At 66.8% G+C, this 18570-nt stretch carries 17 protein-coding genes; 9 read left to right on the top strand and 8 right to left on the bottom strand.

Features of this window, described 5'->3' with window-relative positions; all coding sequences use genetic code 11:
* Window positions 1-13 precede the first annotated feature (13 nt).
* The 6 genes from ugpC to P0086_RS24370 all read right to left on the bottom strand — a co-directional run bounded on the left by ugpC (window position 14) and on the right by P0086_RS24370 (window position 6184).
* Window positions 14-1084 carry a sn-glycerol-3-phosphate ABC transporter ATP-binding protein UgpC gene (gene ugpC / locus P0086_RS24395; protein WP_275790674.1) on the bottom strand — a complete coding sequence of 357 codons (1071 nt, stop codon included), beginning with the start codon at window positions 1082-1084 and terminating at the stop codon, window positions 14-16.
* Entirely contained in the window at window positions 1081-2010 is a 930-nt protein-coding gene (locus tag P0086_RS24390) for a PfkB family carbohydrate kinase (RefSeq protein ID WP_148656106.1), read from the bottom strand. The genes ugpC and P0086_RS24390 overlap by 4 nt, the downstream gene beginning before the upstream one ends.
* Window positions 2010-3032 carry an SIS domain-containing protein gene (locus tag P0086_RS24385; protein ID WP_275790673.1) on the bottom strand — a complete coding sequence of 341 codons (1023 nt, stop codon included), beginning with the start codon at window positions 3030-3032 and terminating at the stop codon, window positions 2010-2012. The genes P0086_RS24390 and P0086_RS24385 overlap by 1 nt, the downstream gene beginning before the upstream one ends.
* Before the next feature lie 8 nt (window positions 3033-3040).
* Complete coding sequence (locus tag P0086_RS24380) at window positions 3041-3886, bottom strand: carbohydrate ABC transporter permease (RefSeq protein WP_275790672.1); 846 nt, start codon at window positions 3884-3886, stop codon at window positions 3041-3043.
* A complete protein-coding gene (locus P0086_RS24375; RefSeq protein WP_112599818.1) occupies window positions 3886-4770 on the bottom strand; it encodes a sugar ABC transporter permease in 885 nt (294 codons plus the stop codon). Before P0086_RS24375 ends, P0086_RS24380 begins: the two co-directional genes overlap by 1 nt.
* A gap of 175 nt (window positions 4771-4945) precedes the next feature.
* Window positions 4946-6184, bottom strand: a complete 1239-nt coding sequence (locus P0086_RS24370) for an extracellular solute-binding protein (RefSeq protein WP_112609794.1) — start codon at window positions 6182-6184, stop codon at window positions 4946-4948.
* A 221-nt stretch (window positions 6185-6405) separates the two neighbouring features.
* Between P0086_RS24370 and P0086_RS24365 the strand changes: the two genes are divergently transcribed.
* A complete protein-coding gene (locus tag P0086_RS24365) occupies window positions 6406-7635 on the top strand; it encodes an ROK family transcriptional regulator (protein ID WP_275790671.1) in 1230 nt (409 codons plus the stop codon).
* A 42-nt stretch (window positions 7636-7677) separates the two neighbouring features.
* Here P0086_RS24365 and P0086_RS24360 read toward each other — a convergent pair whose 3' ends face one another.
* Window positions 7678-8442, bottom strand: coding sequence for a pseudouridine synthase (locus P0086_RS24360; protein ID WP_275790683.1), 765 nt, complete (start codon window positions 8440-8442; stop codon window positions 7678-7680).
* Window positions 8443-9058: 616 nt separating this feature from the next.
* Here P0086_RS24360 and P0086_RS24355 point away from each other — a divergent pair.
* Window positions 9059-10156, top strand: coding sequence for a carboxynorspermidine decarboxylase (locus P0086_RS24355; protein WP_112609720.1), 1098 nt, complete (start codon window positions 9059-9061; stop codon window positions 10154-10156).
* A gap of 66 nt (window positions 10157-10222) precedes the next feature.
* On the top strand, window positions 10223-11464 hold the full coding sequence (locus tag P0086_RS24350) for a saccharopine dehydrogenase family protein (protein ID WP_112599822.1): 1242 nt from the start codon (window positions 10223-10225) through the stop codon (window positions 11462-11464).
* A gap of 84 nt (window positions 11465-11548) precedes the next feature.
* Here P0086_RS24350 and P0086_RS24345 read toward each other — a convergent pair whose 3' ends face one another.
* Window positions 11549-12271 carry a GntR family transcriptional regulator gene (locus tag P0086_RS24345; protein WP_275790670.1) on the bottom strand — a complete coding sequence of 241 codons (723 nt, stop codon included), beginning with the start codon at window positions 12269-12271 and terminating at the stop codon, window positions 11549-11551.
* 244 nt (window positions 12272-12515) lie between these two features.
* On the opposite strand from P0086_RS24345, the gene P0086_RS24340 reads away from it, so the two are divergent.
* The 6 genes from P0086_RS24340 (at window position 12516) to P0086_RS24315 (ending at window position 18445) form a co-directional block, all read left to right on the top strand.
* Window positions 12516-13604, top strand: coding sequence for an ABC transporter ATP-binding protein (locus P0086_RS24340; protein WP_275790669.1), 1089 nt, complete (start codon window positions 12516-12518; stop codon window positions 13602-13604).
* A 49-nt stretch (window positions 13605-13653) separates the two neighbouring features.
* Complete coding sequence (locus P0086_RS24335) at window positions 13654-14943, top strand: PotD/PotF family extracellular solute-binding protein (RefSeq protein ID WP_275790668.1); 1290 nt, start codon at window positions 13654-13656, stop codon at window positions 14941-14943.
* A 224-nt stretch (window positions 14944-15167) separates the two neighbouring features.
* Entirely contained in the window at window positions 15168-16013 is an 846-nt protein-coding gene (locus P0086_RS24330; RefSeq protein ID WP_275790682.1) for an ABC transporter permease, read from the top strand.
* A gap of 3 nt (window positions 16014-16016) precedes the next feature.
* Window positions 16017-16835, top strand: a complete 819-nt coding sequence (locus tag P0086_RS24325; RefSeq protein WP_112599826.1) for an ABC transporter permease — start codon at window positions 16017-16019, stop codon at window positions 16833-16835.
* Window positions 16836-16847: 12 nt separating this feature from the next.
* A complete protein-coding gene (locus P0086_RS24320) occupies window positions 16848-17594 on the top strand; it encodes an aspartate/glutamate racemase family protein (RefSeq protein ID WP_275790667.1) in 747 nt (248 codons plus the stop codon).
* Window positions 17591-18445: a GNAT family N-acetyltransferase gene (locus tag P0086_RS24315; RefSeq protein WP_275790666.1), complete on the top strand. Its 855-nt coding sequence runs from the start codon at window positions 17591-17593 to the stop codon at window positions 18443-18445. Before P0086_RS24320 ends, P0086_RS24315 begins: the two co-directional genes overlap by 4 nt.
* Window positions 18446-18570 lie beyond the last annotated feature (125 nt).

Genomic DNA, 18570 nt, shown 5'->3' with positions numbered 1-18570 from the left:
CCCGAAGAAGCGATCAGGCGATCCGCAGGCCGCTCTCGGCGTCGAACAGGTGCATGGCCTCCTCTTCGAAGGCGAAGGTGAGGCGCTGTCCGGCCGCGATGCGGCTGCGCGGCGGCAGGCAGGCCATGATCCGCTGGCGGCCGATGCTGGCGGACACGACGAGTTCCGGCCCGGTCAGTTCCACAACCTCCACCGTGGCCGATATCGCCGGGCCGGCCGCAGCATCGAGCTGCAGCGCCTCGGGGCGGATGCCGAGAACCAGCCGCTGGCCGTCGCGCACGCGGTCCTTCCAGGCCTGCGGCAGCGGCAGCGCGGCGTTGTCGCCGAGGGCCAGGCGACCGCCGTCCGCCACGGCGTCGAGCAGGTTCATCGGCGGCGCGCCGACGAAGGTCGCGACATAGAGCGTCGCCGGCCGGTTGTAGATCTCCTCGGGCGTGCCGAGCTGCTCGATCCGCCCGTCGCGCATCACCGCGATCCGCGTCGCGAGCGTCATCGCCTCGATCTGGTCATGGGTGACGTAGACCATCGTCGTCTTCAGCATCTGGTGGAGGCGTTTCAGCTCGGTGCGCATCTCCATCCTGAGCTTGGCGTCCAGGTTGGAGAGCGGCTCGTCGAACAGGAAGACCTGCGGCTTGCGCACCAGCGCCCGGCCGATCGCGACGCGCTGGCGCTGGCCGCCCGACAGTTGCGAGGGCTTGCGGTCGAGCAGGGCCTCGATCTGCAACAGCTTCGCCACCTCCCGCACCGCCCGGTCGCGTTCTGCGGCTGGCACCTTGCGCATTTCCAGCCCGAAGCCGATGTTGCGATGGACCGAAAGGTTCGGGTAGAGCGCGTAGGACTGGAACACCATGGCGATGTCGCGGTCCTTCGGATGGGCCGCGAGCACGGAGCGCCCGCCGATGCGCACATCGCCGCCGCTGGCCTCGGCCAGTCCGGCGATGATGTTGAGCAGGGTCGACTTGCCGCAGCCGGACGAGCCGAGCAGCACAAGGAACTCGCCGCTTTCGAGCGCGATGTCGATGCCTTTCAGCGTCTCGATTTCGCCATAGGTCTTGCGGACCCCGATGATGTCCAGCGCACTCACGGCATGCTCTCCCCGAAACGAACGATCCCGCCATAGCTGCGGGGAAGGGTTGAAATCGCCATCGAGGCGAGGTGGGTGCCGGCGCGCAGGCAGCCGGCCAGCGGCTCGCCGCTCGAGAGCGCCGCCAGGAAGCCGGCATTGAAGACGTCGCCGGCGCCGATCGTGTCGATCACGGTCACCCGGGGCGCGTCCTGCGAAACGAGCACACCGTCGCTGCCGATTCCGATCGCCCCGTCGGGGCCGCGCTTGACGACGACGGTCGCCCCCTCCGGCATCAGGGCCCGGATCGCCGTAGCGGCCGCGGCGGGTTCGCCGGTGCCGGCGAGCGTCGTCGTCTCGACCTCGTTCATCAGCGCGATCCGGGACCGCGACAGCCAGCCGCGGGCGGCGGCACAATTGGCCTCGGTCCAGCCGTCCAGCGGCCAGCCCGTATCGAGCGCGACCGCGATGCCGTGCCGGTCGGCCCAGTCGAAGAGGGCCGGATAGTCGCCCGTCAGATCGTCCGTCAGGAAGGAGCCGCAGAGCAGCAGGTAGCCGCCCGCAAGCGCCGGCCCGTCCAGAACCGCAAGCACGTCGGCAAGGCCGAGGCGGGCGAGATGGCCGCGGGTGGTGAAGAAGGTGCGCTCGCCATCGGGATGGGTGATGCCCACCGAGAGCGTGGTGCCCTCGGGGCGCACCGGCCACGCCGCCGCATGGGCGCCGAACTCCTCCTTCAGCCAGCGGCCGAACTGGTCCGAGCCGACATTGGCGGCGATGGCGAAGTCGGCGCCGATCCCCGCCCAGGCGAGCGCCGTGTTGCCGGCGGCCCCGCCGACCCGCAACTCGTCGTGATCGACGATGATTTCCGTCCCGGCCTTCGGCCAGGGCGCGGCAGGTCCGAGGATCAGGTCGACATTGACGTTGCCGACGACAGCAAGCGGCCGCATCATTCGCTCCGGGTGACCTTGGTGGTGCGCACCGGCGTTCCGACGTCGTCCACCCTCTCCCAGGCAAAGGCGATCATCAGCCGCTGCGCGACCGGCAGCATGGCGAAGATCGCCGCAAGGCCGGTCGCAGGCGCAAAGGCGAGCGTCACCGCACCGTCCACGGCGGGCGCGCCGGCTGCATCGAAGATCACCACCGGCGCCCCCGTCTCGACCGCAGACACCGCCATGGCCGTCACCAGCGGCCCTGTCGGATCGTTGCCGCGGAAGAGCACCACGCCGGTCTCCGGCTGCAGCATCTCCATCGGCCCGTGCCGCAGCTGCCCGCCCTCCAGCGAGAAGCACGGCCGGCGCGACAGCTCGGTCAGCCCGAGCGCCAGCGCCTCGGCGGCCCCCTGCAGCCTGCGGCCCGAGGTGACGACGGCCGAGACGCCGGAGAGTGCCGCGACGGCCGGCGCGATGTCCGGTTCCTGCGTATTCGCAAGGGCCGCCAGCGCCGGGGCCGGATCGTCGCCGAGCGCAGCGAGAACGGCAAGGTGCAGGGCGAGGCTGATCGTCAGGCTGCGGGTCGCCGCAAAGGCGAGTTCGGTGCCGCCGGCGCCGACCAGGCAGGGCGCATGCCTTGCGAGGAACGAACCGCCTTCCAGCGTCAGCCCGAAGGTCTCCGGCGTGCCGCCGGTCTCCGAAAACCAGCGCAGCACCTCCGCGCTCTCGCCGGACTGCGACGTCATCAGAATGGTCCTGCCCCCGGTCTTCAACGGCTGGCCCAGCTGCTCGGACAGCGGCACGGCGATCGCCTCGATGCCGAGCGCCCGGTAGAGCGGCTCGACGGCGCGCCCGACGGCATGCGAGCCGCCCATGCCGAGCAGGAGCAGTTGCCCGGTCTTGCGCATCGAAGCCGCCACCCTGGCCGCCACCTCGCCGCTCGCATGGAAGGAGGCGACCGCATCGGCCCGTTGCCTTGCCATCTCGCGATCGATCGCGACGAGCCCTGCGGGGCGCTGTGTCTGTTCGTTCCTGGTCATGGCCCTGGTCATCCCTTGACGCCGCCGCTGGTCAGCCCCGAGATCAGGGCCCGTTGCATGAGAAAACCGATCAGTACCGGCGGCAGGGCGGCGAGCACGCCGGCGGTGGCGATCAGTCCGTAGTCGGATACCCGGCCGCCGGCGAGATCGGCGATGGCGACCGTGAGGGTCTTGGCGCGCTGGTCGGAGGTGAACAGCAGCGCATAGAAGAACTCGTCCCAGGCGAGCAGGAAGGCGAACAGCGCCGAGGTCGCCATCACCGGCGCTGCCAGCGGCAGCGTGATGATGCGCAGCGTCTGCCACAGCCCGGCCCCGTCGATCATCGCGGCGGATTCGATCTCGCGCGGGATCGTGTCGAAGCCGGATTTCATCAGCCAGGTGGTGAAGGGGGCCAGGATCGTCAGGTAGACCAGCGCGAGCCCGAAGACGGTGTTCAGCAAGCCGAGTGCCGAAAGCCCCATGTAGAGCGGCACGGCAAGCGCCACCGGCGGCAGCATGTAGGTGGCGATGACGAGCGACAGCGACCAGCCGACCGCCGGCGTTCGCGACACCGCCCAGCCGGCCGGGATGGCGAGTGCGATCGCCGCCGTCGTCGCCATGCCTGAGACGAGCAGGCTGTTTCGGAGCGAGGCCGTGAAGGCGGCACCTGCGCTGTTGGCCACCGTCGACAAGAGGAGCGCGTAGCGCGAGAAATCGACGGTCTGCGGCCACCAGCGCAGCGGCTTGGCGGAGAGATCGGCGGCCGGCGAAATGCTCATGACGAACAGCCAGACGAGCGGCGCCAGAATCACGGCTGCGAGCAGCAGCGCGGCCATGTGGATGAAGACGGAAAAGGCGAGGCTCCTGCGCTCCATCAGAAGGCCCTCCCTGCCGTCTTGCGCACCAGCGCCGCATAGGCGAGCGCCAGCAGGGTGACGAGCAACGTCACGATCAGCGCCAGCGACGCGCCGGAGCCGGCACGCTGGAACGAGAACGCTTCCTGGTAGACGAGGATCGACAGCGTGCGGGTGCTGTTGGCCGGTCCCCCGCGCGTCATCACCCAGATGATGTCGAACACCTTGAAGGCCTCGATCGTGCGCAGCACCAGCGCCACCACCAGCGGACCGGCCAGATAGGGCAGGATGACGAAGCGGAATCGGTTGAACGGGCCGGCGCCGTCGACCAGCGAGGCGGCGGTGATGTCGCGCGGCACCGCCTGGAGCGCAGCGAGCGCGATCAGCGCCACCAGCGGAAAATTCTTCCAGCAATCGGCGACGATCAGCGCCGTCAGCGCCGAGCCCGGCTCGCCGAGCCACGAGCGGTACGCATCGAGCAGCCCGATCTGCGTCAGCGCCGCGTTCAGCGCGCCGTACTCCGGATTGTAGATCAGCCGCCAGAGCGTGGCGTTGACGACGGTCGGCAGCGCCCAGGGGAGGATCATCAGGGCCCGCAAGGCGGTACGGCCGCGGAACTCCTGGTTCAGCAGCAGCGCCGCGAGCACGCCGAGCACCATCTCCGCGCCCACCGAGACGACGGCGAACCACACGGTCGTCACGAGCGTGCGCTGGAAGTTGCTGCTCGCGAGCATCCGCGCATAGTTGTCGAGGCCGACGAAAGTGCCGGCGGTTCCGACGAGCTTGGCATCGGTGAAGGACAGACCGACCGTCTGGACCATCGGCCAGCCGATCACGGCGATCATGACCGCGAGCAGCGGCGTCATCAGGAGCCAGGCTCTGGTGCTCATCCAGGTGCCGGACATCGGGCAGCCCTTTCAGTCTTCGATGCGGCCGGTCGCGATCCTTCGGAATCTCGTTCCGAAAGAGGATCACGTCCGGCGCGGGTCTGTCAAAGTCGCCGCAGCTCCGATCGAGGCGGAGGTGCAGGCGGCGGCAGGTCCGGGCGGCGTCCGCCGCCCGGTGGTGATGCACGGGCGATCAGAGCCCGCTGTTGTCGGCGGCCGACTTGAGCGCGTCCTCGGCGGAGGACTGCCCGAGCAGCGCCTCCTGGATCGCCTGCTGCAGCGCGGTCGAGAGCTCCTGGTATTTCGGCGTGGTCGGGCGCGGATACATGGCGGCGAGCCCGAGCTTGGCGGCGCCGATCAGCTCCTCCTGCCCCTTGGTCACGGCCGGATCCTCGTAGGACGAGGCCCAGATCGGCAGGCTCAGCTTGGCATACTGGTTCTGCGTTGCCTGCGAGGTCATGAACTCGATGTATTTCCAGGCCTCGTCCGGGTGCTGGCTGACGCTGGTGATGCCGAGCCCCATCGAGCCGTTGACGGCCGAGACCTCGCTCTTGCCAGCGACGCCCGGCGCCGGCACGACGCCGACCTTGCCGGCCACCTTGCTGTCGGCGCCGGCATTGGCGAGGTTGTACATGTAGGTCCAGTTCAGCGCGAAGGCCGCTTCGCCGTTCTCGAAGACCTTGCGGACGTCCTCCTCGAGGAATTCCTTCGAGTTCGGGTTGGTCAGGCCGGAGGTGTAGCTGCTCACCATGTAGTTGAGCGCGTCAAGCCCGCCGCCGCTCTGGAAGGCCGGCTTGCCGTCCTTCAGGAAGTCGCCGCCATAGGCGCTGACGAGCGTGGTGTAGTCGCAGATCGCCGCTTCCGCCTGCGCCCAGCTCCAGGCGATCGGCGTTGCGAGCAGGCCCTTGTCCTTGATCGTCTTCGCCTGTGCGGCGAGCTCGTCCCAGGTCTTCGGCGGCGCCGTGATGCCGGCCTTCTCCAGGATCTCCTTGTTGTAGAAGAGATACTTGGTGTCGAGGATCCACGGCATGCCATAGGACTTGCCGTCATACTGCACCGTCGTCCAGGCGCCGGGCAGCACGCCCTTCTTCATCTCGTCGGTGATGCGCGCGGAGACGTCGACCAGCACGTTGTTGCTGGCATACTCGGCCGGCCAGATCACGTCGAACAGCACGACGTCGTAACCGCCGCCCGAGCCCTGCGCCAGCACCGTCTTGTCGTGCAGGCCCTCGTAGGGGACGAATTCGAGATTGACCTTGATATCCGGATTGGCCTTTGAGAAGGCTTCGGTCATGGCGCGGACGTCCGCCTCGCTATAGGCGGCCTGCGCCATGAACAACGCGTTCAGCGTGGTTTCCGCAAGCGCCTGATGGGCGAAGGACGCGCTGAGGAGCGCGGCACCGATCAGGGCCCTGGTGATGGAATTCGACATGTCTGCCTCCTGGTTTTCGATCGCGATCGGCATTGGGACGCCCGCCCCGTCCATCGGTCCGCGGCATCCGCGACATTCCCTGCGGGAATGCCCATTGTGGACTGAAATCCTGCCGGTTCGACCGGCTTCCGTTCCCCGGGGCTCTTGCGGCCCCTTATTAAGTCAAATGACTTGACTTAAGTTTTTCCCAGACTTCTACTGCTGTCAAGAGGGATTGCAGGATGAACCGATCGCAGCCGATCCGCGCCAAGAGCGGCACCAACCATGAAGGCACGAGCGCGCACAACCGCCGCGTCATCATCGACGCGCTGCGGCTGAACGGCGCCCTGTCGCGGGCCGATCTCGCCCGCGCCACGCGGCTGACCAAGCAGACCGTCTCCAACATCATCGACGAACTGGAACGCGACGGGCTCGTCGTTGCGCAGGAGACGGTAAGGAAGGGGCGCGGCCAGCCGTCCACCCCCTACGCGCTGGTGCCCGGCGGAGCCTTCGCGATCGGCCTGCAGATCGATCGCCACGTGACGCGCGCCGTCGCCGTCGATCTCGTCGGCACGGTGCTTGTCCGCGCCGAGGCGGACCTGCCGCCCGACGGACCGGCGAAGGGCGCCAGGGTCGTGCTCGACCTCGTCGCCGGCGTCCGCGACGGGCTTTCGGCGCTTGCCCGCGAATCCGAGGCTCGCCTTGTCGGCCTCGGCGTCGCCATGCCCGGCCCCTTCGGCGTCGACGGCGCCGACAACGACCAGTGGATGATGCAGGCCTGGCAGAAATATCCTCTCGCCGAAACGCTCGCGTCCGGAACGGGGCTCGAGGTGGGCCTGCAGAACGACGCGGCCGCGTGCGCGACCGCCGAGCGCATGGTCGGGGCGGCCCATGGCGTCGATCACGCCGTCTGCCTCTATCTCGGCTACGGCATCGGCGCCGGCCTGATCCTCAATTCCGAACTCTACAGCGGCGCCAACGGCAATGGCGGCGAGATCGGCATGGCCCTGCTCTCTCCGCACGATCCCGGGCGCACCTCGCTCGAACATCGCGCCTCGCTCGCATCGCTCTACCAGCATCTGCAGATCGATCCGGCCGCCCACGGCGTCTATGACGAGATCGGTCGCCGCGCCGAAGCGGACGACCCCCGCGTGCTCGAATGGATCGCTTCGGCCGCGACGGACCTGCGCTGGGGCGTCCACCTGATCGAGACGATCTTCGACCCGCAGACGGTCATCCTGTGCGGCGGCGCGCCGGAACCGCTCGCCCGCCGGCTGATCGCCGCGATGGAACCGCTGCTGCCCTCGACCGCGGACAGGCCCGGGCGCATGCTGCCCCGGCTTCAGCTCGGCCTGACCGATCCCTGGTCGGTCGCCCGCGGTGCCGCCGCCGAGCCGATCGGCCGCGCCTTCGATCCGCGCTTCTCGGCGATCCTGAAGGTGGCGGGTGGCGCCGTCACCGCCACCGGCTGAAATTGGCTACGGCACGGATCGGCCTGTCGTTCCGTGCGGGCATCAGATCGTCTTGCGCGCCCTGGCCGAACCCGTCTCCTCCGCCCCGACATCCGCGCGGAGCCCGGTGCTGCGCCGGAGCGAGCGGACCTCGTCATCGCTGAGGAAACGGGTCGCGCCCTTGGCCAGATCGCCGAGCACGATATCGCCGATCGAGACCCGGACGAGACGCAGGCACTCCAGGCCGAGCGCTTCCAGCATGCGCCGGATCTGCCGGTTCTTCCCCTCGGTCAGCGCCACCTCGAGCCAGGCGGTCTTCTCCCCGCTCCGCAACAGCCGGACGGCCGCCGCCGTCAGGAGCTGGCCGTCCGCCTCGATCCCGGCCGTCATCCGCACAAGCTCCGCTTCGCCCGGCTCGCCCGACACCTGCACGTGGTAGATCTTCCGCACGTCCTTGTCGGGATCGAGCAGCCGCTGCGCCAGTTGCGTGTCGTTGGTGAACAGGAGCAGCCCCTCGCTCGCCTTGTCCAGGCGGCCGATCGGCGCGACGAAGGGCAGGTCGAGGCCTTCGAGACAGTCGAAGACGGTATCGCGCCCCTCGGGATCGTCCCGCGTGGTAACGAGGCCGCGCGGCTTGTTCAGCGCCAGGTAGATCTTCGCCCGCGCCTTCAGCACCGCGCCGTCGAGTTCGATCCGGTCGGAATTCATCTCCACCCAGGTATCGACAGCGGTGACCACCTTGCCGTTGACCCGCACCCGCCCCTCCAGGATGAAGGCCTCCGCCTGCTTTCGCGAGCAGATGCCGAGCTTCGAGAAGGCCCGCTGCAGGGTGGCCCGGTCGGCCTTGCCCGCCTCCGGCTTTCCCGGCGATGACCTTCGCGACGGCGGCTTTCCGGCAGCGCTTTTTTCGGGCAGGCGCTTGCCGGACGGGCGTTTGCCGGGCTGGGGCTTTCTGGGCTGGGATTTTCTCGGCAAGGGCGACGCTCCGGGGCGCAGCTGTCGGTCTCGGCGGGCCATCCATGAACGCAGCCCGCGTCTTGTTCGTCAGATACCATTCCGCCGTGATTTGGCAAGGCCGGGACCACCCCTCGGCAGCCCCCCGTTCGCCTTGACTTCCCCGGCGGTGAAGCTAGATAGGCGCCATGCTGTCTTTGCTCTCTCGAACCGGTCAGGAGTTGTCGCGCCTCGGCGCGCGATTGTAGCCCGACCGTCACATTTGCGCTGTACACGGTCGGGCCAGACCATTCCCCAACCGGCGGACGCCGAGAGACGACAACATCGCCCTTCCTTCAGGTGGGCCTTCCGGATTGATGATGACAGTTCCCTGACACGACGACCGCAAAGGCCGTTCGCAACACGGACATGACGATGGCCCGAAGCCTTTGGGCCGCATGCGCACCGGCGGATGGCGCGCGCCGTTTCTCGCACGAAAGACCCGACCAGAATGATCGAAACGCCCTACTACCTGATCGACAAGTCGAAGCTGCTCCGGAACATGGAGAAGATCGCACGGCTGCGCGAACTGTCCGGCGCCAAGGCATTGCTGGCGCTGAAATGCTTCGCCACCTGGTCGGTCTTCGATTTCATGCGCGACTACATGGACGGCACCACGTCATCGTCGCTGAATGAAGTCCGCCTCGGCCACGAGCGTTTCGGCAAGGAAACCCACGCCTATTCGGTCGCCTATGCCGACTACGAGATCGACGAGGTCGTCTCCCATGCCGACAAGATCATCTTCAATTCGATCGGCCAGTTGCAGCGCTTCGAAAGCCGGTCCGCCGGCATCGTCCGCGGCCTGCGCCTGAACCCGGGCGTCTCCTCCTCCACCTTCGATCTCGCCGACCCGGCCCGCCCCTTCTCCCGGCTCGGCGAATGGGACCTGAAGAAGGTCGAGCCGGTCATGGACCTGATCTCCGGCTTCATGATCCACAACAACTGCGAGAACGGCGATTTCGCGCTGTTCGACCGCATGCTCGGCGCGATCGAGGAGAAGTTCGCACCGCTCCTGAAAAGGGCCGAATGGGTCTCGCTCGGCGGCGGCATCCATTTCACCGGCGACGACTATCCGCTCGAGAAATTCGCCGAGCGGCTGAAGCGCTTTGCCGGCGACTACGGCGTGCAGGTCTATCTGGAGCCGGGCGAAGCCTCGATTACCCGTTCGACGACGCTGGAAACCACCGTCCTCGACACGCTCTACAACGGCAAGAACCTTGTCGTGGTGGATTCGTCCATCGAAGCGCACATGCTGGATCTGCTGATCTATCGTGAGAATGCGAAGGTTCACCCCAACCAGGGACCCCATCGTGCGATGGTCTGCGGCAAGTCATGCCTTGCCGGGGATATCTTCGGGGAATTCGATTTCCCGCAGGAAGTGAAGGTCGGCGACCGCATCTCGTTCCAGGATGCCGCCGGCTACACGATGGTCAAGAAAAACTGGTTTAACGGCGTGAAAATGCCGGCAATCGCCATCCGGGAACTGGATGGCAGCCTCAGGACGGTCCGTGAGTTCGACTACACGGACTACGAACAGAGCCTTTCCTGACGACCCGGGTTGAAAGCCCCGCAGGAAGACTTGTCTGACGATTGGACTTAAGGAGTTGGTCCCCAAATGAAGAAGAACGTTCTCATCATCGGCGCGGGTGGCGTTGCCCAGGTGGTGGCGCACAAGTGCGCGCAGAACAATGACGTGCTCGGCGACATCCATATCGCCTCGCGCACCAAGGCGAAGTGCGATGCCATCATCGCCTCGGTGCACGAAAAGAAGGCGATGAAGCAGCCGGGCGTACTGGAAGCCCATGCGCTCGACGCGCTCGACATCGAGGCCACGAAGGCGCTCATCGTCAAGACCGGCAGCCAGATCGTCATCAACGTCGGCACCGCCTTCCTGAACATGTCGGTGCTGCGCGCCTGCATGGATACCGGCGTCGCCTATATCGACACCGCCATCCACGAAGAGCCGAACAAGATCTGCGAGACCCCGCCGTGGTACGGGAACTACGAGTGGAAGCGCGCCGCCGAATGCGCCGAAAAGGGCATCACCGCGATCCTCGGCGCCGGTTTCGACCCGGGCGTCGTCAACGCCTATGCGCGTCTGGCCAAGGACGAATATCTCGACAAGGTCACCGACGTCGATATCGTCGACATCAATGCCGGCAGCCACGGCAAGTATTTTGCCACCAACTTCGACCCGGAGATCAACTTCCGCGAGTTCACCGGCGTCGTCTATTCGTGGCAGGGCGGCGAATGGAACGTCAACAAGATGTTCGAGATCGGCAAGGACTACGACCTGCCGGTGGTCGGCACGCGCCGCGCCTATCTCTGCGGCCATGACGAAGTCCATTCGCTCGCCAAGAACATGGACGGCGCCGACGTGCGCTTCTGGATGGGCTTCGGCGATCACTACATCAACGTCTTCACCGTCCTGAAGAACATCGGCCTTCTCTCCGAACAGCCCGTGAAGCTCGCCGACGGCTCGGAGGTCGTACCGCTCAAGGTCGTCAAGGCCTGCCTGCCCGACCCGGCCTCGCTCGCCCCCAACTATGAGGGCAAGACCTGCATCGGCGACTTCGTCAAGGGTGTGAAGGACGGCAAGGAACGCACGGTGTTCATCTACAACGTCGCCGACCACAAGGAAGCCTATGAGGAAGTGGGCTCCCAGGGCATCTCCTACACCGCCGGCGTTCCCCCGGTCGCCGCCGCCATGCTGGTGGCAACGGGCGAGTGGGACGTGAAGAAGATGGCGAACGTCGAGGAGCTGCCGCCGCGCCCGTTCCTGAACATCCTGAACAGGATCGGCCTGCAGACCTGCATCCGCGACGAACAGGGCGAGCGCGAGCTGCATTTCGATTGAGACGCAGCGCAGCCCCTTGTGAGACAGCGAAAGGCCCGCGAGCGATCGCGGGCCTTTCTGCGTGATGGTCCTGGCGGAAGCCGCCTACAGCGCCAGCGCGTCCTTCAGCGTCAGGCCGGCCTTCACCCTCAAATCCAGGTCGGCCTCGATATGGCCGATGTGGCGCAGCATCAGCGCCTGCGCGCGCGGCACGTCGCGCGCCTCCACGGCGTCGAGAAGGTCGGCGTGGTCGTTGTGGCCGCAGCTCGACGCACCCGAGCGGCCGTAGAGCGCGATCACCAGCGACGATCGTGCCACCAGCTCGTCCATGAACTTCTGCAGGATCGCATTGCCGGCAACCGATGCCAGCATCAGGTGAAAATCGCCCGACGCCTTGATCTCGGCGCGGCGGGCGGCAGCGCCGCGCTCCTGCTTGTGGCGCGTTTCCTCCGCGAGGTGGGAGCGGAAGGCCTGGATGTCGGCCGCCGTCACCCGTTCGATCACCGCTGCGATGATGCCCGGTTCGATCAGGCGGCGCGAGGCGAAGACCTGCAGGGCCTCCTCCGGCGTGGGGTCGGAAACGAAGGCGCCGCGGTTGCGCTCGACCTTCACCAGCCCCTCGAAGGCCAGCATCTGCAGCGCGGCGCGGACGACGGTCCGGCTGACGTCGAACAGCGTGCCGACTTCCGCTTCCGACAGCTTCGTGCCCGGCGCGAGCCGCCGGTCGACGATGGCATCCCTCAGCGAATCTCGAATGAATTGCGCCCGATCCTCCTGGTTCGGATCGAGCGGCACGCGCGCCTCGGCAATCTGCAGTGACTTGTCCATGCCTCTTTCTAGCGCCGACGCCGCCATGAGTGAATATGGCGCGTACCGAATTTCGCAAAAGTTTTGCATCCAATCCAGCCACAAGATTGAACGCAATATCTGTTTTTTGTGCATGCATCGATGCGATGCAGCACAAACATTCGGCAGCGAAAATTAAAACCCCGCGATTCCAACGCCTTGGCCGGCCGTGAAAAAAATTGGCACGCCTCCTGCATCGTCCATGGCGATCCAGAGGAGCTGCCGCGTGACCAAAGCTGCCGAAATCGACATCGCTTCCGTCTCCAAGATCTACGGCCAGGCGACCGCCGTCCATTCGATCAGCCTGAAGATTCCGGCCGGCACCTATTGCTGCCTGCTCGGTCCCTCCGGCTGCGGCAAGACCTCGACCCTGCGCATGATCGCCGGCCACGAGACGGTCACCGACGGCGACATCCGGCTTGGCAATACCGTCGTCACCGACCTGCCGCCGGCCCGGCGCGGCACGGCGATGATGTTCCAGTCCTATGCGCTCTTTCCGCATCTCGACCTCGTCGACAACGTCGCCTTCAGCCTGAAGATGAAGGGCGTCGAGAAGGACGCGCGGCGGCAGAAGGCGCTCGACATGCTGCGGCTGATGCAGCTCGAGGCCTATGCCACCCGCCGCCCCGCCCAGCTTTCCGGCGGCCAGCAGCAGCGCGTGGCGCTCGCCCGCGCGCTGATCACCGATCCCGAGGCGCTGCTGCTCGACGAGCCGCTGTCGGCGCTCGATCCCTTCCTGAAGATCCGCATGCGCGCGGAACTGAAGCGGCTGCAGACCTCGCTCGGCATCACCTTCGTGCATGTCACACACAGCCAGGAAGAGGCGATGGCGCTCGCCGACCTGATTGTCGTGATGAACGACGGGCGGATCGAGCAGGCGGCGGCGCCGCGCGTGGTGTTCGAGCGGCCGGCGACCGCCTTCGTGGCGCGCTTCATGGGCGACCACAACGTGATTTCCGGGCGGGCGATCGCCAGCACGGACGACGCCGTCACGCTGGAGGTCGCAAACGGCGGACGGTTCCGGGCGCTGGGCGGTCCGGTCGAACCGGGCGCGCCGGTCGACATCGCCGTGCGGACCGACCGCGTCCGCATCGCGCCGACCGACGTCCCCGGCCTCGGCTTCAACGGCATCGTCTCCAACATCGAGTATCGCGGCTCGACGGTGAAGCTCACCGTCGACGGCGCCGGCATCGACGACTTCACCGCGATCCTCGACGACGCAAGTTTCTTCGAGACCACGATCAGGGTCGGCGATGCGGTTCCGCTCTCCTGGGGCGAGGCGGACGCGATCGTGCTCGGACGCATGGGGAAATAGCCGCCGGCCGACCGGTGGCATCGACAATCACAAACAAGGAGAACAGCCAATGACCAAGACGACTTCCGCAAAGGCGGGCATCAGCCGCCGTTCGCTTCTGAAGACCGGTGCGGCAGCCGCCGGCCTCGCCGCCGGCTCCGGTGCCATCACCGGGTTCCCGACCATCTGGGCGCAGAACCCGATCACGCTGCGCCAGTTCGGCACCGGCGTCTCCAACATCAACGCGATTGCCAAGAAGTGCAAGGAGGACCTCGGCATCACCCTGGAGATGACCGCCACGGACTCCGATGCCGCCGCCCAGCGCGCCGTCACCCAGCCGAACTCCTACGACATCGCCGACATCGAGTACTGGATCCTGAAGAAGGTCTATCCCTCCGGCGTGATCCAGCCGATGGAGACCGCGAAGCTGAAATACTACGACAAGGTCGTGCCGCTGTTTAAAACCGGCAAGCTCCTGCCCGACAGCGTGATCGCCCAGGGCACGGCGCCGCATACGGTCGGCTATGTCGAAAGCAAGGACGCCAAGACCTTCGCCACGGGCGAGACCGGCTTCTTCACGATGATGCCGACCATCTACAATGCCGATACGCTCGGCATCCGCCCCGATCTCGTCGGCCGCGAGATCACCACCTGGGCCGACATCATGGATCCGGCCTTCAAGGGCAAGACCTCGATCCTCAACATTCCTTCGATCGGCATCATGGACGCGGCCATGATCATGGAGGCGCTCGGCAACATCAAGTATGCCGACAAGGGCAACATGACCAAGGAGGAGATCGACGCCACGATCGACTTCCTGATCAAGGCCAAGCAGGACGGCCAGTTCCGCGCCTTCTGGAAGTCGTTCGACGAGAGCGTCAACCTGATGGCGTCCGGCGAAGTCGTCATCCAGTCGATGTGGTCGCCGGCCGTCGCCGCCGTCCGCTCGCGCGGCATCGCCTGCAAGTACCAGCCGCTGAAGGAAGGCTACCGCTCCTGGGGCGGCGGTCTCGGCCTTGCGTCCCATCTTTCGGGCGCCCAGCTCGATGCGGCCTACGAATACATCAACTGGTACACCTCCGGCTGGGTCGGCGGCTACCTCAACCGCCAGGGCTACTACTCGGCCTGCATGGAGACCGCCAAGGAATTCATGTCCCCCGACGAATGGGGCTACTGGATCGAGGGCAAGCCGGCCCAAGGCGACATCCTCTCGCCGGAAGGCAAGGTCATGGAGAAGGCCGGCGCGGTCCGCGACGGCGGCTCCTTCGAGGAGCGCATGGGCAAGGTCGCCTGCTGGAACTCGGTGATGGACGAGGACCGCTACATGGTCCGCCGCTGGAACGAGTTCATCGCGGCGTAAGGCTCGGCATTTGCCCCTCACCCTAGCCCTCTCCCCGCAAGCGGGGAGAGGGGATCAGAGAGGCCTCGGCCGCGCCGCGTTTCCCTTCTCCCCGCTTGCGGGGAGAAGGTGGCGGCAGCCGGATGAGGGGCCTCGTCCCGACAGTCAAGGAACGGCCCATGGTTGCAGTGACGGAACCCGCAACGATTGCCTCAAAGGCACGAACCCGCAAGCCGGTCAGCCGCATGGCGACGCTCGCCGCCTACCTGCAGGCGCTGCCGCTGTTGCTGATCCTCGGTGCCTTCCTGCTGCTGCCGTTGCTGCTGATCGCCGTCGTCAGCTTCTGGGACTACGACTTCGCGGCGATGTATCCCGACTTCGTCACCTTCAACTACACCGAGACGCTCGGTTCCTGGGTGACCTGGCAGACCTATCTGAACACGCTGAAATTCGCCGTCATCGTCTGGGCCATTACCCTGTTCATCGGCTTCTGGGTGGCCTATTTCCTGGCCTTCCACGTCCGCACCTCGTCGATGCAGACCGTGCTGTTCCTCATCTGCACCGTCCCGTTCCTGACGTCGAACATCATCCGCATGATCTCGTGGATCCCGGTACTCGGCCGCAACGGCCTGGTCAATTCGGCCCTCGTCGAGGCCGGGCTGGTATCGGCGCCGGTCGAATGGCTGCTCTATTCCGATTTCGCCGTGGTGCTCGCCATGGTGCATCTCTACACGCTCTTCATGGTGACGCCGATCTTCAACACGCTGATGCGCATCGACCGGGCGCTGCTGGAGGCCGCCCGCGATGCCGGCGCGTCGAACTTCCAGGTGCTGACCAATGTCATCCTGCCGCTGGCCAAGCCCGGCATGGCGATCGGCACCATCTTCGTCGTCACGCTCGTCATGGCCGACTTCTCGACGGTGCAGGTCATGTCCGGCGGCCAGAGCGCCTCGGTGGCGCTGATGATGAAGAACCAGATGTCGCTGCTGCAATACCCGGCCGCAGCCGCCAACGCCGTCGTCCTGCTCGTCCTCGTCCTGTTGATGGTGGCGGGCATCCTGCGCATCGTCGATATCCGCAAGGAGCTGTGAACCATGCATCGGGAGCCCCGCAGCCGCGAATTCTACGTGCTCGCAGTCTTCTTCGCCCTCTTCGTCGTCTTTCTCTACGGGCCCCTGTCGGCCATCCTGGTGCTCTCCTTCCAGGGGCCGAACGGCGGGCTGACGTTCCCGCTGAACGGCGTCTCGCTGCACTGGTTCGCCAATCTCCTGGAGACGCAGGCGGTCGGCGATTTCGGCGGCAGCTTCCGCCGCTCGCTGGCGCTCGGGCTGATGGTGATGGTGGTCACGGTGCTGGTGTCGCTGCTCGCCGGCCTCGCCTTCCGCCGCAAGTTCGTGGGCGCCACGCCGCTCTTCTATCTCTCCGTCGCAAGCCTCGTCGTTCCCTCGATCATCATCTCGCTCGGCATCGGCGTTCTGTTCCAGCAACTCGGCCTGCAGCCGGCCTGGTACTCGTCCGCCTTCGGCGCCCACCTGACCTGGACGCTGCCCTTCGGGGTCCTGATCATGTTCGCCGTGTTCAACCGCTTTTCGCCGGCCTACGAGGAGGCCGCCCGCGACCTCGGCGCCACCGCCTGGCAGACGTTCCTGCATGTGGTGCTGCCGATGATCGCCCCGAGCCTGATCGGCGTCGGCCTGTTCGGCTTCTCGCTCTCCTATGACGAGTTCGCCCGCACGCTGATGACGTCCGGCACCTACAACACCCTGCCGCTCGAGATCTACGGCATGACCACCAACGTCACGACGCCGGTGCTCTATGCCCTCGGCACGGTCACCACCCTGTTCTCGTTCCTGGTGATCGTCGCGACCGTCGGCGCCATCGTCTATCTCAACCGGCGGCGCACGCGCGCCTAGGACCTTTCGAAAATGCGCATTGCAGTCATCAACCCCAACACCACCCAGTCGATGACGGCGACGATCGCCGACGCGGCCCATCGCGCCGCCGCCGCGGCCACCGAGATCGTCGCCGTGACGTCGTCGATGGGGCCGGCCTCGATCGAGGGCTACTACGACGAGGCGCTGGCCGTGCCGGGCCTGCTCGTCGAACTGGCGAAGGCCGAGCGCGAGGGTGCGGATGCTGCAATCATCGCCTGTTTCGACGATACCGGACTGGACGCCTGCCGGGCGCTTGCCTCCATCCCCGTGCTCGGCATCTGCGAGGCCGCGCTCGCCGCGACATCCTTCATCGCCCGCCGCTTCACCATCGTGACCACCATGGAACGGTCGCGCCTGCCGATCGCCGACCTCGTCCACCGCTACGGCATGGCCGGCCGCTGCAACGTCCGCGCCGCCGATATCCCGGTGCTGTCGCTGGAGGATCCGCAATCGAACGCCCGCGACCGCCTGCGCAACGAGATCGACGCGGCGCTTCGGGAAGATCGGGCGGAGGCGATCGTGCTCGGCTGCGCCGGCATGGCCGACCTGACGGCGGCCCTGCGGATCGAATTCGGCGTTCCGGTCGTCGACGGCGTCGCCGCCGCCGTCAAGCAGGCCGAAGCGCTTGTGGCGCTCGGCCTGCGCACCGCCAAGCGCGGCCCCTATGCGACGCCGGTGACGAAACCCTACCGCGGTCCTCTTGAAAGTTTCGCCCCGCAGACCATCCTGTCGGCATGAGCGAAGCGAGACCCGTCATCCGGACACTCACGCTGGCCGAAACCGGCCAACTGGTCGACTGGGCCGCCGGCGAAGGCTGGAACCCCGGCCGCGACGATGCGCCGGCCTTCCACGCCGCCGATCCCGGCGGCTTCATCGGCGCCTTCGTCGACGGCGCGATGGTGGCGGGGATCTCTGCCGTCGCCTATGGCGACGACTTCGGCTTCATCGGCCTCTACATCTGCCGGCCGGACTGCCGCGGCCGCGGCTATGGGAGGCTGGTGTGGGACGCCGGCATGCAGCACCTTCAGGGCCGCACGATCGGTCTCGACGGCGTGCCCGAGCAGCAGGCGAACTATGCCAGGATGGGCTTCCGTCCCCGCTACGAGACCTGGCGCTGGAGCGGCCGGCCGGGGCAGGCAATGGTGGCCGGGCAGGACGCCGGCGACATCGTCGCGCCGACGCCCGACCTTCTCGCGGCGATCGCGACATTCGACCGCCGTTTCTTCCCCGCCCCGCGCCCGGCCTTCCTGATCCGGTGGCTGGACGGTCCGCGGATCGTCCGCGTGCTGTTGCGTGACGGTATCCTGCGCGGCTACGGCGTCGCCCGGCCTTGCCGCGAAGGCTTCAAGGTCGGGCCGCTCTTTGCCGAGGAGACGGAAGGGGCGAGCGCGCTGCTGTCCGCACTGACGGCCGCATGCGGCGACGGGCCGGTCCATCTCGACGTGCCGGAGACGGCCGCGCGGTTCTCCGACCGCCTTGCGGACGCCGGGCTGCAGAAAGGCTTCGTCACCGCCCGCATGTACCGCGGCACGCCGCCCGCGATCGACACCGCCGGGATTTTCGCGGTGACGACGCTGGAGCTGGGTTGAGCCGATGGCAGGGCGCCGTCCCCGGAGCCTCGACCGGATGGCTGAAGCACGTCTGCCACGATGCGGATTGGCAGTCCGGCGGCTACAGCCTATGATGGCAAAAACGATGCGATAGCGAGGTGACG

This window comes from Mycoplana sp. MJR14 (assembly GCF_029210525.1).
In the GTDB taxonomy this organism is placed as follows: Bacteria; Pseudomonadota; Alphaproteobacteria; order Rhizobiales; family Rhizobiaceae; genus Mycoplana.
This window is presented reverse-complemented; position numbering and strand designations above follow the sequence as displayed.